Source organism: Phenylobacterium sp. J367 (assembly GCF_024699985.1).
Taxonomy (GTDB): Bacteria; Pseudomonadota; Alphaproteobacteria; order Caulobacterales; family Caulobacteraceae; genus Phenylobacterium.
On sequence record NZ_JAJONA010000001.1, the window covers coordinates 4,018,481 to 4,041,284 of the forward strand.

General features: G+C 68.4%; 22 protein-coding genes, 2 tRNA genes and 4 pseudogenes. 3 read left to right on the top strand and 25 right to left on the bottom strand.

Annotated elements, in window-relative coordinates; genetic code table 11:
• Window positions 1-3 precede the first annotated feature (3 nt).
• The 4 genes and pseudogenes from LRS04_RS21405 to LRS04_RS21420 all read right to left on the bottom strand — a co-directional run bounded on the left by LRS04_RS21405 (window position 4) and on the right by LRS04_RS21420 (window position 2,797).
• A pseudogene (locus LRS04_RS21405) lies at window positions 4-1,243 on the bottom strand (NADH-quinone oxidoreductase subunit D).
• Window positions 1,240-1,872: an NADH-quinone oxidoreductase subunit C gene (locus LRS04_RS21410; protein WP_257818117.1), complete on the bottom strand. Its 633-nt coding sequence runs from the start codon at window positions 1,870-1,872 to the stop codon at window positions 1,240-1,242. Before LRS04_RS21410 ends, LRS04_RS21405 begins: the two are co-directional and overlap by 4 nt.
• Window positions 1,869-2,450, bottom strand: coding sequence for an NADH-quinone oxidoreductase subunit B family protein (locus LRS04_RS21415; protein WP_257818118.1), 582 nt, complete (start codon window positions 2,448-2,450; stop codon window positions 1,869-1,871). Before LRS04_RS21415 ends, LRS04_RS21410 begins: the two co-directional genes overlap by 4 nt.
• The gene (locus tag LRS04_RS21420) at window positions 2,420-2,797 is read right to left on the bottom strand and encodes an NADH-quinone oxidoreductase subunit A (RefSeq protein ID WP_257818119.1); all 378 of its coding nucleotides are present in this window, start codon (window positions 2,795-2,797) and stop codon (window positions 2,420-2,422) included. The genes LRS04_RS21415 and LRS04_RS21420 overlap by 31 nt, the downstream gene beginning before the upstream one ends.
• Before the next feature lie 190 nt (window positions 2,798-2,987).
• Here LRS04_RS21420 and LRS04_RS21425 point away from each other — a divergent pair.
• Window positions 2,988-3,064 (top strand) — tRNA-Asp (locus LRS04_RS21425).
• 37 nt (window positions 3,065-3,101) lie between these two features.
• On the opposite strand, the gene LRS04_RS21430 is transcribed toward LRS04_RS21425, so the two are convergent.
• The 4 genes from LRS04_RS21430 to LRS04_RS21445 form a co-directional block, all read right to left on the bottom strand.
• The gene (locus LRS04_RS21430; RefSeq protein ID WP_257818120.1) at window positions 3,102-3,443 is read right to left on the bottom strand and encodes a hypothetical protein; all 342 of its coding nucleotides are present in this window, start codon (window positions 3,441-3,443) and stop codon (window positions 3,102-3,104) included.
• Window positions 3,444-3,677: 234 nt separating this feature from the next.
• Window positions 3,678-4,016: an MliC family protein gene (locus LRS04_RS21435; RefSeq protein ID WP_257818121.1), complete on the bottom strand. Its 339-nt coding sequence runs from the start codon at window positions 4,014-4,016 to the stop codon at window positions 3,678-3,680.
• Window positions 4,013-4,228: a hypothetical protein gene (locus tag LRS04_RS21440; protein WP_257818122.1), complete on the bottom strand. Its 216-nt coding sequence runs from the start codon at window positions 4,226-4,228 to the stop codon at window positions 4,013-4,015. Before LRS04_RS21440 ends, LRS04_RS21435 begins: the two co-directional genes overlap by 4 nt.
• Window positions 4,179-5,939 carry an NAD(P)-binding domain-containing protein gene (locus tag LRS04_RS21445; protein ID WP_257818123.1) on the bottom strand — a complete coding sequence of 587 codons (1,761 nt, stop codon included), beginning with the start codon at window positions 5,937-5,939 and terminating at the stop codon, window positions 4,179-4,181. Before LRS04_RS21445 ends, LRS04_RS21440 begins: the two co-directional genes overlap by 50 nt.
• A gap of 141 nt (window positions 5,940-6,080) precedes the next feature.
• On the opposite strand from LRS04_RS21445, the gene LRS04_RS21450 reads away from it, so the two are divergent.
• On the top strand, window positions 6,081-6,542 hold the full coding sequence (locus LRS04_RS21450; protein ID WP_257818124.1) for a DUF4402 domain-containing protein: 462 nt from the start codon (window positions 6,081-6,083) through the stop codon (window positions 6,540-6,542).
• Window positions 6,543-6,554: 12 nt separating this feature from the next.
• On the opposite strand, the gene LRS04_RS21455 is transcribed toward LRS04_RS21450, so the two are convergent.
• The 13 genes and pseudogenes from LRS04_RS21455 to clpX all read right to left on the bottom strand — a co-directional run bounded on the left by LRS04_RS21455 (window position 6,555) and on the right by clpX (window position 18,451).
• The gene (locus LRS04_RS21455) at window positions 6,555-7,469 is read right to left on the bottom strand and encodes an aldo/keto reductase (protein ID WP_257818125.1); all 915 of its coding nucleotides are present in this window, start codon (window positions 7,467-7,469) and stop codon (window positions 6,555-6,557) included.
• The gene (locus LRS04_RS21460; RefSeq protein ID WP_257818127.1) at window positions 7,469-7,768 is read right to left on the bottom strand and encodes a S9 family peptidase; all 300 of its coding nucleotides are present in this window, start codon (window positions 7,766-7,768) and stop codon (window positions 7,469-7,471) included. Before LRS04_RS21460 ends, LRS04_RS21455 begins: the two co-directional genes overlap by 1 nt.
• Window positions 7,769-7,824: 56 nt before the next feature.
• The gene (locus tag LRS04_RS21465; protein ID WP_257818128.1) at window positions 7,825-8,334 is read right to left on the bottom strand and encodes an alpha/beta hydrolase; all 510 of its coding nucleotides are present in this window, start codon (window positions 8,332-8,334) and stop codon (window positions 7,825-7,827) included.
• A 27-nt stretch (window positions 8,335-8,361) separates the two neighbouring features.
• A tRNA-Val gene (locus LRS04_RS21470) sits at window positions 8,362-8,438 on the bottom strand.
• Between the two features lie 35 nt (window positions 8,439-8,473).
• On the bottom strand, window positions 8,474-9,892 hold the full coding sequence (locus tag LRS04_RS21475; RefSeq protein WP_257818129.1) for a peptide MFS transporter: 1,419 nt from the start codon (window positions 9,890-9,892) through the stop codon (window positions 8,474-8,476).
• Window positions 9,893-9,917: 25 nt separating this feature from the next.
• Entirely contained in the window at window positions 9,918-10,499 is a 582-nt protein-coding gene (locus LRS04_RS21480) for a TMEM165/GDT1 family protein (protein WP_257818130.1), read from the bottom strand.
• A 264-nt stretch (window positions 10,500-10,763) separates the two neighbouring features.
• Window positions 10,764-11,039, bottom strand: a complete 276-nt coding sequence (locus LRS04_RS21485; protein ID WP_257818131.1) for an HU family DNA-binding protein — start codon at window positions 11,037-11,039, stop codon at window positions 10,764-10,766.
• A gap of 209 nt (window positions 11,040-11,248) precedes the next feature.
• Window positions 11,249-13,646 (bottom strand): annotated as a pseudogene (gene lon / locus LRS04_RS21490) (endopeptidase La).
• Window positions 13,647-13,927: 281 nt separating this feature from the next.
• Entirely contained in the window at window positions 13,928-14,635 is a 708-nt protein-coding gene (locus tag LRS04_RS21495; RefSeq protein WP_257818132.1) for a DNA alkylation repair protein, read from the bottom strand.
• Between the two features lie 30 nt (window positions 14,636-14,665).
• Window positions 14,666-15,253, bottom strand: coding sequence for a 2-hydroxychromene-2-carboxylate isomerase (locus tag LRS04_RS21500; protein WP_257818133.1), 588 nt, complete (start codon window positions 15,251-15,253; stop codon window positions 14,666-14,668).
• Window positions 15,253-16,016, bottom strand: a pseudogene (locus LRS04_RS28385) (SDR family oxidoreductase). The gene LRS04_RS21500 and the pseudogene LRS04_RS28385 overlap by 1 nt, the downstream one beginning before the upstream one ends.
• A 441-nt stretch (window positions 16,017-16,457) precedes the next feature.
• Window positions 16,458-17,075, bottom strand: coding sequence for a hypothetical protein (locus LRS04_RS21510; protein WP_257818134.1), 618 nt, complete (start codon window positions 17,073-17,075; stop codon window positions 16,458-16,460).
• Window positions 17,076-17,188: 113 nt separating this feature from the next.
• Window positions 17,189-18,451 carry an ATP-dependent Clp protease ATP-binding subunit ClpX gene (gene clpX, locus LRS04_RS21515; RefSeq protein WP_257818135.1) on the bottom strand — a complete coding sequence of 421 codons (1,263 nt, stop codon included), beginning with the start codon at window positions 18,449-18,451 and terminating at the stop codon, window positions 17,189-17,191.
• 223 nt (window positions 18,452-18,674) lie between these two features.
• Here clpX and LRS04_RS21520 point away from each other — a divergent pair, with 223 nt between their 5' ends.
• Window positions 18,675-19,340 carry an HAD-IB family hydrolase gene (locus tag LRS04_RS21520; protein WP_374576667.1) on the top strand — a complete coding sequence of 222 codons (666 nt, stop codon included), beginning with the start codon at window positions 18,675-18,677 and terminating at the stop codon, window positions 19,338-19,340.
• Here LRS04_RS21520 and otsA read toward each other — a convergent pair.
• From otsA to LRS04_RS21540, 4 genes and pseudogenes are all read right to left on the bottom strand, one after another.
• Window positions 19,337-20,753 (bottom strand): annotated as a pseudogene (gene otsA / locus LRS04_RS21525) (alpha,alpha-trehalose-phosphate synthase (UDP-forming)). The gene LRS04_RS21520 and the pseudogene otsA sit on opposite strands and share 4 nt — an antisense overlap.
• 10 nt (window positions 20,754-20,763) lie before the next feature.
• The gene (locus LRS04_RS21530; RefSeq protein WP_257818136.1) at window positions 20,764-21,048 is read right to left on the bottom strand and encodes a hypothetical protein; all 285 of its coding nucleotides are present in this window, start codon (window positions 21,046-21,048) and stop codon (window positions 20,764-20,766) included.
• A gap of 10 nt (window positions 21,049-21,058) precedes the next feature.
• On the bottom strand, window positions 21,059-22,078 hold the full coding sequence (locus LRS04_RS21535; RefSeq protein ID WP_257818137.1) for a glycosyltransferase: 1,020 nt from the start codon (window positions 22,076-22,078) through the stop codon (window positions 21,059-21,061).
• A 72-nt stretch (window positions 22,079-22,150) separates the two neighbouring features.
• Window positions 22,151-22,768 carry an ATP-dependent Clp protease proteolytic subunit gene (locus tag LRS04_RS21540; protein ID WP_257818138.1) on the bottom strand — a complete coding sequence of 206 codons (618 nt, stop codon included), beginning with the start codon at window positions 22,766-22,768 and terminating at the stop codon, window positions 22,151-22,153.
• Between the last annotated feature and the right edge of the window lie 36 nt (window positions 22,769-22,804).

Consider the following 22,804-nt stretch of genomic DNA (forward strand, 5'->3'; position numbering starts at 1 on the left):
CGGTCAACGGTCGATCTCCCCGAACACGATGTCGAGCGAGCCCAGGATGGCGGAGACGTCGGCCAGCATGTGGCCGCGGTTCATCCAGTCCATGGCCTGCAGGTGCGGATAGCCGGGCGCGCGGATCTTCAGCCGGTAGGGCTTGTTGGTGCCGTCCGAGACCAGGAAGACCCCGAACTCGCCCTTCGGCGCCTCGACGCAGGCGTAAACCTCGCCGGGCGGCGTCCGGTAGCCCTCGGTGAACAGCTTGAAGTGGTGGATGAGCGCTTCCATCGAGCGCTTCATCTCGCCCCCGCCGGGGCGGCGACACCTTGTTGTTGTCCACGAGCACGGGACCCGGCGTCTTCAGCAGCGCGTCGCAGCACTGCTTCATGATCTTCGTGGACTCCCGCATCTCCTGCATCCGGCACAGGTAGCGGTCGTAGCAGTCGCCGTTCACGCCGACCGGAATGTTGAATTCCATGTCGTTGTAGGCCGCGTAGGGCTGGGCCCGGCGCAGGTCCCAGGCGATGCCGGAGCCGCGCACCATGACGCCCGAGAACGAACGGGCGATCGCCTCTTCCTTCGACACCACGCCGATATCGACGTTCCGCTGCTTGAAGATGCGGTTGTTGCCGAACAGGCCTTCGAGGTCGTCGCAGACCTTCGGGAAGAAGTCGCACCAGTCGGAGATGTCGCGGACCAGCGCCTCCGGCAGGTCCTGGCGAACGCCGCCGACGCGGTAGTAGTTGGCGTGCATACGGGCGCCAGACGCGCGCTCGTAGAACACCATCAGCTTCTCGCGCTCCTCGAAGCCCCAGAGCGGCGGGGTGAGCGCGCCGACGTCCATGGCCTGGGTCGTGACGTTCAGCAGGTGGTTCAGGATCCGGCCGATCTCGTCATAGAGCGTGCGGATCAGCAGCGCCCGGTAGGGCGGCGTCACGTCCAGCAGCTTCTCGATCGCCAGGCAGTAGGCATGCTCCTGGTTCATGGGCGCCACGTAGTCGAGGCGGTCCATGTAGGGGATGGTCTGCTGGTAGGGCCGGGCTTCGCACAGCTTCTCGGTGCCGCGGTGTAGGAGGCCGATGTGCGGGTCGACCCGCTCCACCACCTCGCCGTCGAGCTCGAGGACCAGGCGCAGCACGCCGTGGGCCGCCGGGTGCTGCGGGCCGAAGTTGATGTTGAACTTCCGGACCGGGGTCTCGGAGGTGCTCGCGCGGTCGAAGATGTCCGTGGCCGCGGCGGGGGCGTTGTCGCCGGTCATGACTTGCTCTTTTCCCCCGCCTTCTCGTCGCCGGGGATGATGGGCGCGAAGCCCTGTTCCACGCCTTCCCAGGGCGACAGGAAATCCCAGTTGCGCCACTCGACGGACTTCACCGGTTCGTAGACGACGCGCTTCAGCTCGTCGTCGTAGCGGACCTCGACATAGCCGGTCATCGGGAAGTCCTTCCGCAGCGGGTGGCCGTGGAAGCCGTAGTCGGTGAGGATCCGGCGAAGGTCGGGATGGTTCTCGAAGAAGATGCCGTACATGTCGAACGCCTCGCGCTCGAACCAGTCGGCGGCCGGGAAGACCTCGACCACGGACGGCACCGGGGTGTCCTCGTCGGTCTGCACCTTGATGCGGATCCGGCGGTTCTCGGTCATCGACAGCAGGTGATAGACCACGTCGAAGCGCCGCTCGCGTTCCGGATAGTCCACGCCGCAAAGGTCGACCAGCTGGTGGAAGCCGTACTGGTCGCGCAGCGCCGTCAGCGCCAGCACGATCTGCGGCGCCTGGGCCGTGAGCGTCAGCTCGCCGAACGCCACGGTGAAGCCCGTGAAGGTCTGCTTCCCGTTGGCGACGATCTTCTTGCCGAGGGTTTCGAGCTGCTTGGAGGTCGCAGGCCAGCTCATCGGATGATGGTCCCCGTGCGGCGGATCTTCTTCTGGAGCTGCAGCACGCCGTAGACGAGCGCCTCGGCCGTCGGCGGGCAACCCGGGACGTAGACGTCCACCGGCACGATGCGGTCGCAGCCGCGGACCACCGAATAGCTGAAGTAGTAGTAGCCGCCGCCGTTGGCGCAACTGCCCATGGAGATGACGTACCGCGGCTCCGGCATCTGGTCGTAGACCTTGCGGAGCGCGGGAGCCATCTTGTTGCACAGCGTGCCGGCGACGATCATCACGTCCGACTGGCGCGGGCTGGCCCGCGGCGCGAAGCCGTAACGTTCCAGATCGTACCTGGGCATGGACGCCTGCATCATCTCGACGGCGCAGCACGCCAGGCCGAACGTCATCCACATGAGCGAGCCGGTGCGCGCCCAGGTGATCAGGTCGTCGAGGCCGGCGGTGACGAAGCCCTTGTCGGCCAGCTGTTCCGAGACGCCGTCGAAGAACGGGTCGTGCTTCTTGGGGTCGTAGCCCTCGACCGTGGTTCGGCCGGCCTCGCCCGCAGGAACGATCACTCCCATTCCAGGGCTCCCTTCTTCCATTCGTAGATGAAGCCCACCGTCAGCACGCCCAGGAAGGTCATCATCGACCAGAAGGCGAACTGGGCCACGTCGGCCGGCAGCTTCATGAGGGTGACAGCCCACGGGAAGAGGAAGGCCACTTCCAGGTCGAAGATGATGAAGAGGATCGAGACCAGGTAGAATCGCACGTCGAACTTCATCCGCGCGTCGTCGAAGGCGTTGAAGCCGCACTCGTACGACGACAGCTTTTCGGGGTCCGGCGCCTTGGGGGCGATGACCGTGGCGAACAGGATGAAGACAATCCCCAGCGCCGCCGCGATCCCCAGGAAGATCACGATGGGCAGGTACTGAAGAAGGAACGCGTTCATGGAGTCCTCGGGGGAGTCGCGCGCCCTTCTAGACCAGCGCCAAGCCGGTTTCAAACCGCCCGACCCAATTGCGAAGCGCTCGCAAAGAGGGCCCGCGAACCGGGCAAAATCGTCGCGCACGCAGTCTTCCGTTGACACGATTCCGGTCCGCACATATCAGACGCGCCTCGCCGGGCCGAACGGTCCATACGCGGGTGTAGCTCAGTTGGTTAGAGCGCCGGCCTGTCACGCCGGAGGTCGCGGGTTCGAGCCCCGTCACTCGCGCCACTTCCCCCGATCTGGAAGGGGAAGTCGGCGATCCTCCTCAGGAATTCAGATCGAAGCGGGCAATATGCCACCGCCGCTGCTCGGCCGTGGCGCCGGGCACGTCGTTGACGCGGCGAAGCACCGCCACGCCCTTCCGGTGCAGCTCCGAGCCGTCCGGGTTGCGCCCGTAGATCACCACCGGCACCTCCACATAGAGCGAACCGGCGGCCCCCTGGATGTCGCCCGGCGCCCCAATCTGCGCGTCATACTGAGGATAGGCGGCCATCTCCCGGACGAAGGCCGATTCGGCCCTGCCGCTGGCCTTGCCGCCGTCCGACCACAGCGCCCAGGCCTCGGCGTACTTCCGCTCGCCGAGCAGGGCGAAGTAGCGCTGGACCACGTCGGCCGCGCCCTGAGCGCTCTCGGGCGTGAACGGCGCCTCCGAGATCGGGGTGCGGTCGTCGGGCAGGCCGCCCGGGGTTCCCGGGGCGGGCGGCTCGACGGGCGGATAGGTCGCAGGGGCGGTGGGGGGGCGACGCCTTCGTCACCGCGTCGGCGACCGGGCGGCCCGCGGGCGGGGGCGACGGCTCGCCGCAAGCGGCCAGCGCCAGAACCCCCGCGAGCGCCAGCGCCCTCACGGCGGCGGCGGGCCGGCCCGGCAGGTCACCCGCTGGTCGCTCATGCCCATCTCGGCCCCGTGCGCCACCGGCGCGATCATGCCTTCCTCGAATCCCTTGCTCCACCATTCCATCCCATCGCCGATGTACCGGGCGCCGCTGCCCGAGATCACCGTGCGCATGGTGTGCTTCCGGTTCTTATAGACGACGAGGGCCATGTCGCCGGCGTAGCGGACCTCGACGGTCTCGCCGTTCTCGCAGTGGAGCACCGAGGCGGGCTCGGTGGGGTGGGTCACGGTGGTGCAGCCGGCCAGCGCAGCCGCGAGGATGAGGAGCGTGGAGGGCCCGGCCCTCAAGCCACCGTCTCCGGCTGGCGTTCGAGGATGAAATCCTCGGGATTGGGCGCCAGCGTCGCGCGCCAGTAGTCGATGAGCCCGAACGGCCAGTTCTGGCTGACCCGTCCGAACTGGTTCTTGTACCAGCTCGACACGTGGGGCGAGCCCCAGGCCCAGCCTTGGTTAGCCTCGTCGACGCGTCGGTTGAAGTCGTCGTGGACGGCCTGCTTCACCTCGATCGCCCGGGCTCCGGTCTCGGCCAGCAGCTTCAGGCAGCCCACGATGTACCGGACCGCGCATTCGGAAAAGAAGATGATGGAGCCGTTCACGACGATGTTGGTGTTCGGCCCATAGATCATGAAGAAGTTCGGGAAGCCCGGCGCCGTGACGCCCAGGTAGGCCCGCGCGTCGCCGCTCCAGACGTCGTGCAGCTCCCGCCCGCCCCTGCCCTTCACCTTGTAGAAGGCCAGGAAGTTCGAGGCCTGGAAGCCGGTGCCGTAGATCAGCACGTCGACCTCGTGCTCGGTCCCGTCGGCGGTGACGATCCCCCTTGGGCGTGATCCTGGTGATCTTCTCGGTGACGAGCTGGACGTTCGGGCGCTTGAGCGCGCCGATCCAGACGCCGTTGTCGAGCACCGCGCGCTTTCCGCCCAGGGGATACTCCGGGACCACGTGCGGCAGCAGGTCGGGCCGGTCCTGAACCTGCATGGCCAGGGCGGCGGCGGCCATCTCGCGCAGCATGGCGTTGTCGGCGCTGACCGCGCCGGGACCGCCGTTCCAGGCCGGATCCGACTTCACCATCGGCAGGAAGCCCTCGGTGGTCGTCCAGAACAGGTAGAAGCGGTACCACTTGTCGTAATAGGGCACGTGCTCCAGCAGCCACTTCACGCCCTCGGGCACGTTCTCGTGGTAGTGCTCGACGGGCAGGCCCCAGGGCGGGGTGCGCTGGAAGACCTTCAGGCTGCCGACCTTCGGCGCGATCTCCGGCACGAACTGGTAGGCCGAGGCGCCGGTGCCGATCACCGCGACGCGCTTGCCTTCCAGGTCCACGTCGTGGCGCCATTCCGCGGAGTGGAAGGCGGGCCCTTCGAAGCTGCCCATCCCCTCGATGTCGGGGAACCGCGGCCGGTTGAGCTGGCCGACCGCGCTGACCACTGCATTGGCTTCGACGGTCTCGCGCGTGCCTCCGGGGCCCACGAGCTCGGCCCGCCACACGGCCCTCGCCTCGTCCCAGGTGACGCTCTCCACCAGGGTCTCGAAGCGGATGTGCTTCTTCAGGTCGTACTTGTCGGCGATGCCGCGGAAATAGCTGAGCAGGACCGGCTGCGGCGAGAAGTGCTGCGGCCAGAAGTGGTTCGGCTCGAAGGAGTAGCTGTACATGTGGTTGGCGTTGTCCACGCGACAGCCGGGATAGGTGTTCTCGAACCAGGTGCCGCCCACGTCGGCGTTCTTGTCGACGATCTCGAACGGCACGCCGGCCTGGGAGAGGCGGATGCCGGTCAAGAGGCCCGACATGCCGGCGCCGATGACCAGCACCCTCAGCCTACGGGCCGCCTCGCGGACCTTCGGCGCCTCGAACTTCGGGTCCTTGGAGCTGGTCCCCGAGATCGCCAGCTCGTCGAAAAGGAAGTCGCCGTACATGTCCGGGATCGGGCCGCCGCCCACGAAGTCCATCATCCGGCCGAGCAACTGGCGGTCGGGCGTGGTCAGCTTCGGCGGCGCGCCGGAGGCGATGAAGGCCTCGATGGCCGCCTTCGCCTGCTTGCGGATCTTCGCCTGCTCTTCCTCGGAGATGCCGGGGTCGCCGCGGGTCAGGGGGACGTAGGTCGGCGCCCATTCGGGCCGGAGCCAGTCCGGATCGCCGGTCACGTGCACCAGGGCCGCCAGCAGCGCCGGAAGGTGCGCGTCCGCCAGCGCCTGCTCCAGTTGCAGGGCCTCCGCCATCGTCGTCTCTCTCCCAGGCTTATCGTTGTTATGTCAGGCAGCATGACTCCCGTCCGGCCCGCGCGAAAGGGCGCCGTGACGTCAGGCCACGTGTGACCCGGGTCATTGCTGCGTTAACTTGCGGCGCCTAGGATGAGGGCCATGCTGGTTCGACCGACCTTCTTCGCGATGCTCGCCGCCGGCGCGCTCCTTGCGGGCGCGGCGCAGGCGCAGACGCGCGACAGCGCGGTGACCAACGCCTCGATCACCGTCCTCGACCCGGGCCAGATGAGCCACGACGCCGATCTGGCGATCGCCGACGTGACCCGGCCGGCCAAGGGGTCGAAGACCGCCACGGCCGAGGAGGCCAGCTACACGGTCGTCGGTCTCGGCGGCGAGGCCTACAGCATCTCCACCCCCTCCACGGTGACCCTGACCCGCGACGGCGGCGCCGAGGAGATCAAGCTGACCCTGCATCCCAGCCGGACGGTCGGGGCCTTCACCGGGCCCGCCGGCCAGCCGGCCAGCGCCAAGGTCGAGGTCCAGGGCAGCCTGCCGGTCTCCGCCGACGCCAAGACCGGGGTCTACAAGGGCCAGTACGACGTCACCGTCGCCTTCCCCTGAGGCCTTCGACCTCTAGCGCCGCTGGGCGCCGAGGATCCCTGCCCTAACCTGCGGCGGAAGCTCCATCCCCGACGCCACCGCGTTCTCCTGCAGGTGCGCCAGGCGCGTGGTGCCGATGACCGCGCAGGCGACGTGGGGGTTCTCCAGCACATAGGCGAGCGCGGCCTGCGAGCCCGTGACGCCAGGCTGGCGGTGCAGGAAGCCAAAGCGCGCGCCCTTCAGGACCTCGTCGCGGTGCCGAACGAGGCCGCGGGCGGCGTACCAGAGGTCCTGCGGCCCCTTCAGCTTCGCCACTTTCAGGCCGGTATGGCCCATGGCCAGCGCCATGCCGGCCAGGACGCCCTTCCCCGCCGCGGCGGCGCGGTGGATCAGAGGCTCGCGTTCGGGCCGCAGCACATTGTAGTCGACCATCACCACATCGAAGTCCGGCAGGCCGACCACGTGCTCGATCACGGCGGTGTCGAAGCTGTTGACGCCGAACGCGCGGACCAGGCCCCGCTGTTTCAGGTCGGCGAGCGCGCTGCGGAGCTCGTCGGTCAGCTCGCCGATGGCCGGGCCGTGGAGTTGCAGGAGCTGGACCTGCTCGAGGCCGAGGTTGCCGAGCGAGCGCTCGACGCTGGCGGTGATCGCGGTCGGGCTGAAGTCCCGGGCGATCCGGCCGCCGCCGGCATGGAAGGTGCCGGCCTTGGTGGCGATGACCAGCCTCGAGACGTCGCGGCCGGCGAGCGCCCGGCCGAGGCGCGGTTCGGCCTCGCCGGCGGAGTAGCTGGCGCCGGTGTCGAAGAAGGTGACGCCGAGGTCGATGGCGGCGTGTACGAGCCCAAGCGCGTCGGCTTCGGGGAAGCGCGGCTTGCCCCACCAGCTTGCGCAGCCGTAGCCGATCTCGGAGACGGTGAGGCCGGTGCGGCCGAGGCGGCGATAGCGCATCAGCGGTCCCCGAAGGCCCTGGCGACCAGGTCGGCCACGGTCTCCCAGGCGGGCGTGGTCGGGATCACCACGTCGAAGTGGCCGGCGCCCTCCGGCACGACGACCTCGGCCACGTCGCCTGCGGCGCGGACCTTCTGGGCGTACTGCCGCCCGGCGAACGGCGGCATGACATGGTCCCAGGTGCCATGCACCAGGGCGATGGGGACGCCGGTCGGCAGGAGCCGGGCCGGCGAGGTGTCGGCGAAGTGGTCCCCGACCATCTGCGGGAAGGTCTCGGCGCCGCAGGCGTTGGAGAACACCGCGCCCTGCCCCTCTAGGTCGCCGATGCCGGCCAGGCTGACGACGCCGCGGAGCCTCAGCGGGTCGGCGACATGGAGCGGGCTGTCCTTCGGTAGCTTCGCGGCGCCGCGGCCCAGAGCGCCAGGTGGCCGCCCGCCGAATGGCCGAGGGCGACCACGCGCGTCGGATCGAGGCCGTGGGTCTTCGCCTCGGCGCGGATCCGGTCGATGGCCGCGGCCACGTCCTGGAAGGTCCCGGGATAGCCGGCGCCGGGCTCGCCGAGCCCCCGGTACTCCACGTTCCAGACCGCATAGCCGCGCCGGGCCAGGTCGGCGGCGATGCCGCTGGTCTGAGGCAGTCCCTCGTATGCCTTCAGGTAGCAGCCGCCATGGAGCAGGACGACGACGGGGTGCGGCCCCTGCCCCCTCGGCTTGAACAGCTCGACGACCTGCGACGGCGCCTCGCCGTAGCGGATCACGGCGTCCGGCTGGACGCGCGGCTGGCTCATGTAGGCGTCGAGGGAGGCGGGCTCGGCCTCAGCCACGGTCGCCGCCATCAGCCCGAGGAACAGAGCCAGCCATCGCAATGTCGGAGCCTCCCTGCGGGCGAAGACTGGTGGGCGGCGAGGGATTCGAACCCCCGACCCTCTCGGTGTAAACGAGATGCTCTAACCAGCTGAGCTAGCCGCCCCTCCTGGCCTTCTTAGGCAAGTCCCGGCGCTTCGCCTAGGCGTGGGCGGGCGCGGCGGGTCCCTTGACGTTCTCGTGGCTGAGCAGGGTCGCGAAGAACCGGCCGACGACCAGGAACACCACGGCGGCGCCGGCGGCGATGCCGGCGTGCATGAGCCAGAACTGCGTCGGCGGCATCTTCTCCAGCAGGGTCCCCAGGATGCCCACCGTCTGGTTCCCGGCGACGAGGTGCAGGTAGTAGAGGCCGATGACGAAGCCGGTGATCGCGGCCGGCGCGGCGCGGGCGTAGAGCGCCAGCGACACGGGCAGCATGTTGGCGAAGGCGATGCTGTTCAGGACGTGAAAGGCCACGCACCACCAGATGCTGACCTGGGTCCCGGCGGCGGCGGCCTGCGCCGCGCCGGCGGCCAGGCAGAGGACGCCCAGAACCGAGATGAAGGCGCCGATCGTCAGCTTGCCGATCTCGTCCGGCTCCTTGAAGCGGGTCGCCCACACTCGCCAGAACACCACCATGATCGCCAGGAAGGACACCGAGACGACGCTGTCGAGGGTGATCAGCCAGGTGGTGGGCACCTTCGAGCCGAAGAAGGTCAGGTCGACCCCTGTGTCGGCCCAGACAAGGTAGGCATTGAAGATCTGCTGGTTGCAGAGCACCGAGGCGGTGAGCACCGGCAGCAGGAGGATGAGCAGGCCGACCGTGCGCCACTCGTGCGCGCGCATCTTCGGACGCGCGACGGCGGGGCCCTTGCGGCGCAGGCGCGGATCGGGCGGGAGGTGGCGGCGCCCGGCGAGGTAGATGACGAGGGCGATCAGCATGCCGACCCCCGCCGCGCCGAAGCCGTAGTGCCAGCCGACCGTCTCCCCCAGCGTGCCCGCGATCAGCGGGGCGGCGATCACGCCCGCATTGATGCCCAGGTAGAAGATCTGGAAGGCGTCGGCCCGGCGCAGGTCCCCCTCGGCGTAGAGGGAGCCCACCTGCCCCGCGATGTTGCCCTTGAAGCAGCCGGTGCCGAGCACCAGGCAGAGCAGCGCCAGGAGGAAGGAGACGTCGAAGGCCATCAGGAAGTGGCCGGCGGCCATCAGCAGGGCGCCGATGACGATGGTCCGCGTCCGGCCCAGAAGCTGGTCGGCGAGCAAGCCGCCGAAGATCGGGGTCAGGTACACCAGGCTCGTGTAGAGGCCGAAGATCGTCGAGGCGACGACCTGGGTCGAGGCATCCGGCGACAGTCCGTAGAGCTGGCCGATGAAGGCCCGGAAGCCCTCGAAGCCCGCGATCTGCTCCACATGGGGCGAGAGCAGCAGGGTCTTGGTCATGTAGAGGACCAGCAGCGACTGCATGCCATAGTAGGAGAACCGCTCCCAGGCTTCCGAGAACGAGAGGAAGCCCAGCGCCTTGGGGTGGCCCAGGAATGCGCGGTCGCCGTCCTTCACGACGGTCGCGGTCGTTGTCGTCATCAGAATCTCCAAGCCGGGCGGGACCTTAGACCCGGAATCCGCCGGGGAGGAAGGCCGCCGCCAGGACCCAGAGGCCGATCAGGCCGAAGATCACCGCGGCCACGATCCGCACCACCTTGAGCGGAACGACCTTCGTCGCCGCCTCTCCCAGGAACACGGCCGGGACGTTGGACAGCATCATGCCCAAGGTGGTGGCGGCGGTGACGAGAACCAGGTTCTCGAACCGGGCGGCCAGCAGCGACGTGGCGATCTGGGTCTTGTCGCCGATCTCCACCAGGAAGAAGGCCACCAGCGTCGTCAGGAAGACCCCGCCGTGCGACTTCGCCGCGGCGTCCTCATCCTCCTTGTCAGGGATCAGGGCCCAGGCGGCCATGGCGACGAAGGCGGCGCCGACGAGGGCCTGGAGCCAGCGGCCCTCCAGCCATTGCGCAATGAGCACGCCAAGACCCGCCGCGGCGGCGTGGTTCAGGATGGTGGCGCACAGGATGCCCAGGATGATCGGCACGGGCTTCCGGAACCGGGCGGCGAGCACCATGGCGAGCAACTGGGTCTTGTCGCCGATCTCGGCGATCGCGACGACGCCGGTGGAAATGAGGAAGGGTTCCAAGAAGACGCTCCGGGCCCTGGCGTCAGAGACGACGACGCGGCGCCCGGCGGGGCCTTGTCGCCCGGCGCGCATCGTCGGTCTCGCCAATCCGGGCCCTAAGGCCCGCCGCCCGCGCCATGCCCGAAAGCAAGTGTGTTGACGCGGACTCCGCTGGAGCGAACGGCTACTCCCCGAAGAAGCCGCCCTGATAGGGGACGCCCGGCGGGCGGGCAATGAAAAAGGCGACCGCCCCTGGTCGCCTTTTGTCGCGGGAGCCGCCTCCCGTCAGGTGTTGAGCACGCCCTTCAGGCTCTCGCCGACCTTGAAGCGGCAGGTTCTCTGGGCGGGCCGCTTCACCGTCTCACCGGTCTTCGGGTTGCGCGCCAGCCCCGCGGCGCGCTTCACCGGCACGAAGCTGCCGAAGCCCACGAGGCGGACTTCCTGGCCCTGCTTCAGCGAGGTGGAGACGGAGGCGATGAAGGCGTCCAGCGCCTCCTTGGCTTGCACCTTGTTCAATCCAGCCTTGTCGGCGATCGCCGAGACAAGTTCCGCCTTCGTCATGTGCGCATTCTCCCATGTGTCGTTCTTCTGTTCTTTTTTTGTGGAGCACGCCGGGATGGTCGCGAGGCCTACCCCCCGGCGCCTCTGCCGCCGATTAAGGACCCGAGAACGCGGGTCGTCAAACGAACGCGGCGCGGGATTCCTCCCGCGCCGCGCGTTTGTCACAACTTTTGATCGAGCCCCGGACGCATAGCGCGCCCAGGCGGCATTCAGTGGGTGATCACGCTCTCCACGTCGCCATCGTCCACCGGGGCGACCGGCGGCGCGTCGGCCTCCGACCACTCGATCGGCGTCGGCTGGCGGGTGAGCGCGTGGCTCAGCACCTCGTCCATGGTCGAGACCGGGATGATCTCCATCTCGGACTTCACGTTGTCCGGGATGTCGGCCAGGTCCTTCTCGTTCTCGGCCGGGATCAGCACCGTCTTCACGCCGGACCGGAGCGCCGCGAGCAGCTTCTCCTTCAGCCCGCCGATGGCGGTGACCCGGCCGCGCAGGGTGACCTCGCCGGTCATGGCGATGTCCTTGCGGATCGGGATGCCGGTGAGCACCGAGACGATGGCCGTCGCCATGGCCGCGCCGGCCGAGGGGCCGTCCTTGGGCGTGGCGCCGTCCGGCACGTGGATGTGGACGTCGGTCCGCTCGAAGGACGGCGGCTCGACGCCGAACTTCGTGGCCCGGCTGCGGACATAGCTGTTCGCCGCCGCGATCGACTCCTTCATCACGTCCTTCAGGTTGCCCGTGATGGACATGCGGCCCTTGCCCGGCATCTTGACCGCTTCGATGGTCAGGATGTCGCCGCCGAACTCGGTGTAGGCCAGGCCGGTGATGATGCCGACCTGATCCTCCGCGTCGGTCTCGCCGTAGCGGTACTTGCGGACGCCCGCGTACTTGGCCAGCCGCTCGTCGTCGATGGTGATCGACAGGACGTTCTCGCGGGCCAGGTCGCGCACGGTCTTACGCGCCAGGTTGCCCAGTTCGCGCTCCAGCGAGCGGACGCCGGCCTCACGGGTGTAGTAGCGGATCAGGTCGCGGATGCTCGATTCCGGCACCACGAACTCTTCCGGCTTCAGGCCGTGGTCCTTGGTCAGCTTCGGCAGGACGTGCCGCTTGGCGATCTCGACCTTCTCATCCTCGGTGTAGCCGGGGATGCGGATGATCTCCATGCGGTCCAGCAGGGGCTGGGGCATGTTCAGGCTGTTCGCCGTGGTGACGAACATCACCGGCGACAGGTCGTAGTCCACCTCCAGGTAGTGGTCGGCGAAGGTGGAGTTCTGCGCCGGGTCCAGCACCTCGAGCAGGGCCGACGACGGGTCGCCGCGCCAGTCCGAGCCCATCTTGTCGATCTCGTCGAGCAGGAAGAAGGCGTTGGTCGACTTGGCCTTCTTCATCGACTGGATGATCTTGCCGGGCATGGAGCCGATGTAGGTCCGGCGGTGGCCGCGGATCTCGGCCTCGTCGCGCACGCCGCCCAGGGAGACCCGGACGAACTCGCGCGCCGTCGCCTTGGCGATCGACTTGCCGAGCGAGGTCTTGCCGACGCCCGGAGGACCGACGAGGCACAGGATCGGGCCCTTCAGCGTGCCCACGCGGCTCTGCACCGCCAGGTACTCCAGGATCCGTTCCTTGACCTTGTCGAGGCCGTAGTGGTCCTCGTTGAGGATGTCCTCGGCCTTCTGCAGGTCGATGGGCTTCTGCTTGGCCTTGCCCCACGGGATCGACAGCAGCCAGTCCAGGTAGTTCCGGACCACGGTCGATTCCGCGGACATCGGGCTCATGTTGCGCAGCTTCTTCAGCTCCGCCTCGGCCTTGGTCCGCGCTTCCTTGGAGAGCTTGGTCTTCTTGATGCGCTTCTCGAGCTCGATCAGCTCGTCGCGCTGGTCGTCCTGCTCGCCCAGCTCGCGCTGGATCGCCTTCATCTGCTCGTTCAGATAGTACTCGCGCTGCGTCTTCTCCATCTGACGCTTCACGCGGTTCCGGATCTTCTTCTCGGTCTGCATGACCGAGATCTCGCCCTCCATCAGGGCGTAGACCTTCTCCAGGCGCTTCACGACGCTGAAGACCTCGAGGAGCTGCTGCTTCTCGCTGATCTTCACGGAGAGGTGGCTGGCGATGCGGTCGGCCAGCTCGCCCGGATCCTCGATCTGCGGGATGGCGGCGAGGAGCCTCGGGCGGCACCTTCTTGTTGAGTTTGACGTAGTTCTCGAACTGCTCGACGACCGCGCGGCTCAGGGCCTCGGCCTCCGACGTGCCGGCGCCGTCCTCCTGAACGAAGGCGATCTCGGCCTCGTAATAGTCGGGCTGGTCGGTGAAGCGGGTGATGCCGGCGCGGGCGCGGCCCTCCACCAGCACCTTCACGGTGCCGTCGGGCAGCTTCAGCAGCTGCAGGACGGTGGCGACGACGCCGACGTCGTAGATGGCCTCGGGCGACGGATCGTCGTCGTCCTTGTCCTTCTGGGTGGCGAGCAGGATCTGCTTGCCCTCATTGCGCATCGCTTCCTCGAGCGCGCGCACGGACTTCTCCCGACCCACGAACAGGGGGACTGGCTGGTGCGGGAAGACCACGATGTCCCGCAGCGGCAGGATCGGCAGGATCTTAATCTCGGACATGATGCTTCAACTCCTGGCCGGCCGGTTTGGTGTCCGACTCAGCCTGCCGGATCGCGGTCACCCAGACGATGCGCCTGAGTCGGACGACCCGTCCGCCGTGCTCGCGGCGGCTTGTTGGGATTTATGTGGACCGTTTCCGGGCCGGTGCAAGCGGAGCAAGTCCGTTGCGCGACACTGCGCCTCATCGCCGTCCACAGGTTAGCTTGACCGGGGAAAGCGGAGCCGCTCGCGCAAGGCCATGCCCTGCTGAACAGCGTTCAGATAGGCCCCCTGCCCGTGCATCAAGCGGTCTTCCGTCCGGTGGCGAGCTTGGTGCGGGTCTCGCGCACCGCGATGGCCGGAAGGGACGCGGCGTTGGCGTCCAGATAGGCGGCCACGGCGGCGGCGTGATGGGCCGTCAGCGCGCGCAGCAGCCAGGACACCGCCTTGGTGATCAGGATGTCGCGCTCGGCCTTCAGGGCCTCGATGTTGGCGAAGGCGAGGTCGGCGAACCGCACGTCCGGCGACCTGCGCGCAGGGCCGGTGAGCAGGACCAGCGAGGCGCGGCGGCGCGCGATGACCGGATCCCCCGCCATCCGCCGGATCGCCGCCTTCCAGGCGGGCCAGTCGGCGAGCATCTGTTCGGGCGGAAAGAGGTTCTGGCAGAGGTGGTCGACCTCCGCCCAGCCGCGCATGGCGCCCAGCCACCGCTCCAGGTCCTCCGGGCGCACGGCCTGGCGGGCCGGCCGGTGCAGGCCAAGGATCAGGGCGCCCAGGGTCTTCTCGTCGAAGGTCGCGGCGCCGGCGAGGCTTTCGACCACGGCCAGGATCTCGGCCGGCGGCGCGTCCCGACGCTGGTCGACCCAGGCCTTCGCCAGGGCGCGGCGGGCCGGCACCGGCACCCCCAGCACCTCGCTGTCGGCGCCAAGGTAGGCGGCGGTCTCGAGCCGCCTGGTCTTCGGCGCGAGGGCGCGGAGATCCTCGATCAGACGAGCATGTTCCGGATGCATACCCCCCTCTTCGCTCACCCCCGGGCGGCCTCAGCCGGCCAGCGCCGCTTCCACGAAATCCAGCCGATCCTGGCCGAAGTAGAGCTCGCCCTCCACGAAGAAGGTCGGCGCCCCGAACATGCCGCGCGCCACGGCCGCCTCGGTGTCGGCCTTCAGCCGCGCCTTGACGTCCTCGTCGGCCTGGAAGGCCATGAACTCCTCGCCCGAGACCCCGGCGCGCGCCAGAACCGGGCCCATCTCGGCCGGGTCGCCGAGGTTCTTCGGGTCGTTCCACATGGCGTCGAAGACCGCGTCCACGTAGGCCAGGAACCGCGGATCGTCGCGCAGACCCACCGCGCCGCGCATCAGGTGAAGCGTGTTGATCGGGAAGTGTGGGTTGCGGGTGAAGGGCGTCCCGCGCTTCGCGGCCCAGCGGGCGAGGTCGGCGTTCATCCAGGCGCCCTTGACCGCGATGGTCGCCGGCGAGGCGTTGCCGGTCGCCTTGAACACCCCGCCCAGCAGCACCGGCCGGTAGTCGATCTCGGCGCCCGTGCGGGCGGCGACATCCGGAAGAGCTTTCCACGCCAGGTAGCTGGCGGGACTGCCGAAATCGAACAGGAACTCGACCGTCTTTCCCATCAGAAGCTCTCCGTCCAGGGCCTGAGGTCCAGCTCGTGGGTCCAGGCGTCGCGGGGTTGGGCGTGCAGCATCCAGTAGGCCTCGGCGATGTGCTCCGGATTGAGGATGCCGTCGTGGTCCTTCTGCGCATAGCGCTCCGGGAAGTTCTCCTTGATCCAGGCGGTGTCGATCGCGCCGTCGATGATGGTGTGGGCCACGTGGAGGCCTTTGGGTCCCAGTTCGCGGGCCATGCTCTGGGCGAGCGCGCGCAACGCATGCTTGGCGCCGGCGAAGGCGGCGTATCCGTCGCGGCCGCGTACGGAGGCCGTGGCCCCCGTGAAGAGGATGGTGCCCCGGCCCCGGGGGTCATGCGCTTGGCCGCCTCGCGGCCGGCGAGGAAGCCCGCGAAGGCGGCCATCTCCCAGACCTTGAAATAGACCCGCGCCGTGGTCTCGGCGATCGGGAAGCGGACGTTCGCCCCGATGTTGAAGACGCAGGCCTCCACCGGCGCGATCTCGGCTTCGACACGGTCGAAGAGGCCGACCATCTGGTCCTCCTGGCGGGCGTCGACGCCGAAGGGGTGCGCCTCGCCGCCGGCGTCGCGGATGGCCTGCGCCAGGTCCTCGAGCTGGTCGGCGTGGCGGCGCACGACGACCGCCGCGAAGCCCTCCCGGGCGAACCGCTTGGCGATGGCCCCGCCCAGCGCGTCCCCTGCCCCGATGACGATGACCGCCTTTTCCGCCATGGGATGCTCCTCCGCGCCCGATGGAATGATGATCATCATATTCGCGGGCGCAGCGAAATGGATGGCAGGAATTCTGCGCCGGCTGTGAGATCGGAGCGTGGGTGAGGTTCGGGTTGGAACCACGAAGGGCGCGAAGGACACGCCATTGATCCGCCCCTCCTCCGCTCATCCCGGCGAAAGCCGGGATCCAGGCTGAGGGTGGGTTTGAACCACGGATTTCACGGATGGCCGCTGGCTCGGCCTGATGGAACCACGGAATACACGGAATACACGGAAGGGAGCCGAGCTGACCTTTCGAGGCGGGCGAGGTGGTGGAAAGGGAATCGCGCGCCGGAGGCGCGCAAGCATGATCGAGGCGCCAAGCCATGGGGTGGCCCGCCTTTCCGTGTATTCCGTGTATTCCGTGGTTTGATTTTCGCGCGCGGCGCGGTCGCTGAGTCAGCCTGGATCCCGGCTTTCGCCGGGATGAGCGGAGGGGGGTTAGCTGGAGTCGGCGGTTGCGGGCTCGGGTTCGGGCTCGGCCCGTTCGCGGCCTCGGATGTCGTAGATCAGGGTGGGGTCGGCGCCGATGGCGTCGCAGGCTTCGATGACCAGGAGGTCGAAGTCGCGGGTGAGGAAGTCGGGTTTGGCTTGCTCGGCATCGAGGAAGGCCTCGAGCCTGTCCCACATGGGGTCTTCGGGCGGCGGGCGGTCGGGCTTGTCGATCCCGTCGTCGGGGAGGTTCCAGTCGGCGCCTTCGTGCTCAGACCAGAAGCAGTCGCCGACCCGGGTCCAGACGCCGTCGCGGCGCTGGTCGACGGCGAGGTCGTGCAGGTCAGCCTCGGCTTTCGCCCGGGCTTCGGCGAGGTCGGCGGCGGCCTTTTCCTTGAGAACCAGATCGTCCTTGTAGCGGAGGAGCTTCAGTTCCAGCGCCAGCGTCTGGCGCAGGCCGCGGCTCACCCGGTGGAAGGCGGTGGCGAGGCGGCCGGCGTCCTCGGGGTTCTCGGCGTCCAGCGCCCGCTGCTGCAGGTCGCGGCAGAGCTCCAGGCTCATCCCCGCGAGCGCGCGGAGCGTCAGGGTGTGACGGTCTTCTCCGATCTGGGCTGCATCGTCGGTCATGAGAACGAAACGAGAACATATGCAGCCGGCGGAGTCAAGGTTTTTCGGCCTGGAACGAAGAAGGCCCCGCAGTCGCCTGCGGGGCCTGAACTTTCCGGCTTGGTCGGCGGCGCTTAGGCCGCGCCGCCCTTGTCGCGGCGTTCGGCGTAGATCAGCAGCGGCTGGGCGCGGCCTTCCACCACCTCGGCGTTGACCACCACCTCTTCCACGCCGTCGTAGGTCGGCAGCTCGTACATGGTGTCGAGCAGGATGCCTTCCAGGATCGAGCGCAGGCCCCGCGCGCCGGTCTTGCGCTGGATCGCCTTGCGGGCGACCGCCATCAGGGCGTCGTCGGTGAAGGTGAGGCCCACGTTCTCCATGTCGAAGAGGCGGACGTACTGCTTCACGAAAGCGTTCTTCGGCTCGGTGAGGATCTTCACCAGGGCCTTCTCGTCCAGGTCGTCGAGGGTGGCGATCACCGGCAGACGGCCGATGAACTCCGGGATCAGGCCGAAGCGGAGCAGGTCGTCCGGCTCCACCTGGCGGAAGATCTCGCCCGTGCGCCGCTCGTCCGGATCCGACACCTTGGCGCCGAAGCCGATGGAGGTGCCCTGGCCGCGCGCCGAGATGATCTTCTCGAGGCCGGCGAAGGCGCCGCCGCAGATGAACAGGATGTTGGTGGTGTCGACCTGCAGGAATTCCTGCTGCGGATGCTTGCGCCCGCCCTGCGGCGGCACGGAGGCGACGGTGCCTTCCATGATCTTCAGCAGCGCCTGCTGGACGCCTTCGCCCGACACGTCGCGGGTGATCGACGGGTTGTCCGACTTGCGGCTGATCTTGTCGACTTCGTCGATGTAGACGATGCCGCGCTGCGCGCGCTCGACGTTGTAGTCGGCGGCCTGCAGCAGCTTCAGGATAATGTTCTCGACGTCCTCGCCGACGTAGCCGGCTTCGGTGAGGGTCGTGGCGTCGGCCACGGTGAACGGAACGTCGATGATTCGGGCGAGCGTCTGGGCCAGCAGGGTCTTGCCCGTGCCGGTCGGCCCGATGAGCATGATGTTGGCCTTGCCCAGCTCGACGTCGTTGTTCTTCGTCGCGTGGTTCAGGCGCTTGTAATGGTTGTGGACCGCGACCGAGAGGACCTTCTTGGCGTGGTCCTGGCCGATCACATAGTCGTCGAGAACCTCGCGGATCTCCTTCGGCGTCGGCACGCCGTCCTTCGACTTCACGAAGGAAATCTTGTGCTCTTCGCGGATGATATCCATGCACAGCTCGACGCATTCATCGCAGATGAACACGGTGGGCCCGGCGATCAGCTTGCGGACTTCGTGCTGGCTCTTGCCGCAGAAAGAGCAATAGAGGGTGCTCTTCGAATCTCCGCTCGCGGCCTTGGTCATGGTCGTTTCTCACTCTCTAGACGACACGGCCGATAACCGGCCCGCGCCGTCCCGCAGGACGTCTGCGCCCCTACAATGCAGATTACGCGCCGCGGGTTGTCTAAGTCTTGACATTCCCCGATCCGGCTAAGGATCACAACCCTTCGTTCGCCGGAGCGACAAATGGCGACGCGGCGCCCGCACCTGGCGGCGACTCGCGCCCCTAAATGGGATACGGGCCGAAATGGCACAAGAGTTCACCACCGCCCTGTCCCCAAGCGAAACAGCCGCGGAGGACCCGAACGGAGCCGACCTTCCGGTCGTCGCCTTCGACTTCGACGGCACGCTGACGGTCAGGGACAGCTTTACGGCCTTCCTCAGATGGCGTGCCGGACCGGCACGTTACGCGCTGGGCCTTGCACGCCTCGTGCCTGCCTTGATCGCCTATGTGTTCCATCGCGACCGTGGCCGCATAAAGGCGCAGGCGGTCGGTGAGTTCCTCAAGGGCGTGCCGCACGACCGGCTGGAGGCCGACGCCCGCCGCTTCGCCGAAACCCACGCCCGGAAACTCCTGCGCCCCGACGCCGTCGCCGCCTGGAAGCGCTGGCGCACGCAGCGGGTGCGGCTGGTGATCGTCACCGCCTCGCCGGAGATGACCGTCGGGCCGTTCGGCCGGGGCCTTGGCGCCGACGCGGTGCTGGGCACCCAGCTCTCGTTCGACGCCGACAACCGGGTGCTGGGCGCCTTCTCCGGTCCCAACTGCCGCGGGCCGGAGAAGATCGTGCGGCTGAAGGAGGTGTTCGGCCCGGAGATGCGGCTGAAGGCGGCCTACGGGGACACCAGCGGCGATCGGGAGATGCTGGCGATGGCCGAGATCCCCGGCTACCGGGTGTTCAAGGGCAGACCCTAGCCCTCGGTCACCAGGTGCAGAGGCGGCGGGCGCTCCGCCGACCGGTCCATCAGGGCGGCGAGATAGGCGTCGCGCCAGGCGTTCACGTCGTCTCGGCGGACCCCGTCGATCAGCGCCTCCCAGCGGCGCCGGCGTTCGGCCAGCTCCATGCCCAGCCCCTGGCGGATGGCGTCGGAGACGTCCTCGCGGCTGAAGGGATTGACGATCAGCGCCTCCGCCATCTGTTCGGCGGCGCCCGGCGAACTGCGACAGGATCAGCACGCCGGGATCCTCGGGGTCCTGGGCGGCGACGTATTCCTTGGCCACCAGGTTCATGCCGTCGCGCAGCGGCGTGACGAGCCCGATGGCGGCGGTGCGGTAGATGCCGGCCAGCTCGTCCCGCCGGTAGCTGCGGTTCACATAGCGGATCGGCACCCAGTCGGCCGTGGCGAACGCGCCGTTGATCCGGCCGCTCACCCCGTCCAGCCGCGCCCGGATCTCCTGATAGGCCGGGACCTCGTCGCGGCTCGGCGTCGCGATCTGGAGGAAGAAGACCTGCTCCTGCGCCTCCGGGGTGCGGGTCAGGTACTCCTCGTAGGCGAGGAAGCGCTCCTCGAGGCCCTTGGAATAGTCGAGGCGGTCGACGCCGACGATCATCCGCCGGCCGGCGAGGCTGCGGGTCATCCGCGCCTGCCAAGCCCGCGCCGCCTCGCCCTCCGCGGCCCGGGCGAAGGCTTCGGCGTCGAGCCCGATCGGGAAGACGCCCAGCCGCACCGTCCGGCCGTACGCCGTGGCCCGGCCGTCCGCCTCCACCTGGCCGCCCGCCTCCTGGACCACATAGTCCCGGAAGGCGGAAAGCGCGTCGTGGCTCTGGAAGCCGACGAGGTCGTAGTCGAACAGCGACTGCACCAGCTCGACGTGGTTGGGGAGCGTCGTGAACAGCCGTCGCGCCGGCCAGGGGATGTGCAGGAAGAAGCCGATGCGGTTGCCGACTCCGCGGCGGCGCAGCTCGCGGGCCAGCGGGATCAGGTGGTAGTCGTGGACCCAGACGAAGTCCTCCGCCTCGATGAGCGGCCGGACGGTGTCGGCGAAGCGGGCGTTCACCCGCGCATAGCCCTCGTCGAAGGAGCGCTCGTAGGCCGACAGGTCGATGCGGTAGTGGAAGAGCGGCCAGACCGTCCGGTTGGCGTAGCCGTTGTAGTACTCCTGCCGGTCCTGCTCCTCGAGGTCGACGGTGGCCACGGTGACGCCGCCGCTGCGCTGGACCGCCAGCTGTCCGCTGAAGGTCTCGATGGTGCGGCCGCTCCAGCCGAACCAGACGCCGTTGTGTTCGCGCAGCGCCGCCGACAGCGCCATGGCGAGGCCGCCCACGCTGGCCCCCGCCTCGTCGCCGGGCGGGTTCACGCGGTTGGAGATTACGATCAGTCGCCCCATCACGCGCCCCTCAAGGCAGCAGGACGGGCGGCACGCCCCAGGTGTCCTCAAGGCATCGCGCGAGCTCCGCCCCGCTCCGACGCCCAGCCAGCTTCGCGGAAACCAGTGCGAGGTCCACCGGCGTCTGGGCGACAAGCGTCAAGGCTTTCGCCGCCGTATCCACCGGACCGAGAACATTCACGCCCGCATCGGTGAGATCCGCCACGAGTGAATCGGGGTTCTCCGAAAATGTCCTGACGACCAAGACTGTCGTGAACTGATCAAACTGCTTTTCGATTTGGATGTCGTCCCACATCACGTTGCAGTTAGACCCTGCGAAGGCTCACGCCAACGGGCCGACGTCTAAACTTCGCGTGAGGTGATCGGCTCAGCTTGCGCGCGGCAGCGCGAGGATCTGGTCCCAGGCCGCCTTCAGTTCGGCCTCGAAGCGGTCGCGGGAGAACCCGGCCGCCGTCGCCTGGCCGGCCCGGCGGCGGTCGTCGAGGCGCTCGCCGGCCTTGAGCGCATCCAGCCGCTCGGCCAGGCGATGGGCGATGGCGGCGTGGGGAGGCCGCGTCGTCGAACCAGTCCCCGTTCGCCTCCGTGGCGTACTCGAGGCCCCCGACCCCGTGGAAGCCCACGACGAGGGACCCCGCCGCCATCGCCTCCAGCGGCGGCAGGCCCAGGCCCTCCATGTGGCTGAGGCTGAGGAAGACCTCGCAGCCCTTGACCATCTCGGCCGCCTTCGGCCGCGCGACGCCCCGGATCTGCACCCAGGGCACGTCGAGATGGCGCGGGTGCAGCGACAGCAGCGCGCCGTTGATCAGCTTGCCCTCCATGCCGCGCTTGCGAGACATGAAGGCCACCGCCAGCTTGCGCGGCGCATCGAGCGGCTGGGCGAAGGCCGGCTCCACGAAGACCCTGACCGCCGGGATCGGACCATCCCATCCCAGCTCGACGATCTTCTCCGCCCCGATCCGGCTGCCGGCGATGATCGCCTCGCAGCCCCAGCGCCGGAGGGAGGGCATGTCCCGCACCGCCTGGAAACTGTAGTGCCAGTTCTGATTGTGGACGACCTTGCGGGCCGGGCTCTTGATCACGTGGAGCATGCCCCGGCCGTGCATCTCGCCGCAGACCACCCAGTCGTCCGCGGTCAGCTCCGCCTCGTACTGCCAGGGACTCTCAAGCCCAGGAGGGAAGGTCGGCGCGGCGTCTCCGGCGTCGTCCATCGGCAGGATCAGGAAGCGCGCGTCGAAGCCCATCCTCCGGAGCGCCGCCACGTGCTCGAGATTGATGAGCTGGCCGCCGGCGACGTGCTGGCCGGTCGTGACGTAGAAGATCCGCAAGTCCCGCCCCCTCATGCAAAGGCGCCCGCCGCGGCCGGCGAGCGCCCTGCTGTCCCTGCCCTGGCCGAGCGATCAGCTCTCGGCGTCGCGCTTTTCCCAGACGTGGTCGACGAGGCCCCAGTCGCGGGCTTCCTCCGCCGTCATGAAGTAGTCGCGGTCGAGGGTGTCCTCGACTTCCTGGACCGTGCGGCCGGTGTGCTTGGCGTAGAGCTCGTTCAGCCGGCGCTTGGTCTTGATGATGTCCTCGGCATGGCGCTCGATGTCCGACGCCTTGCCGGAGAAGCCGCCCGAAGGCTGGTGCACCATGATCCGCGAGTTGGGGAGCGCGATGCGCTGGCCCTTCTCGCCGGCCATCAGCAGGAAGGAGCCCATGGATGCCGCCATGCCGAGGCAGAGCGTGATCACCGGGCTCTTGATGTACTGCATGGTGTCGTAGATCGCGAGACCGGACGTCACCACCCCACCCGGGGAGTTGATGTACATCTGGATCTCTTTCTTCGGGTTCTCCGCCTCGAGGTGCAGGAGCTGGGCGCAGATCAGGCTGGCCATGCCGTCCTCGACGGGGCCGGCCAGGAACACGATCCGGTCCTTCAGGAGGCGGGAGAAGATGTCGTAGGCGCGCTCGCCGCGGCTCGTCTGCTCGACGACCATCGGCACGAGCCCAAGCGCGGTGGTGACAGGGTCACGCATGAAAAGGACGTCCTTCCAGGAATTCGCATGCGGGCT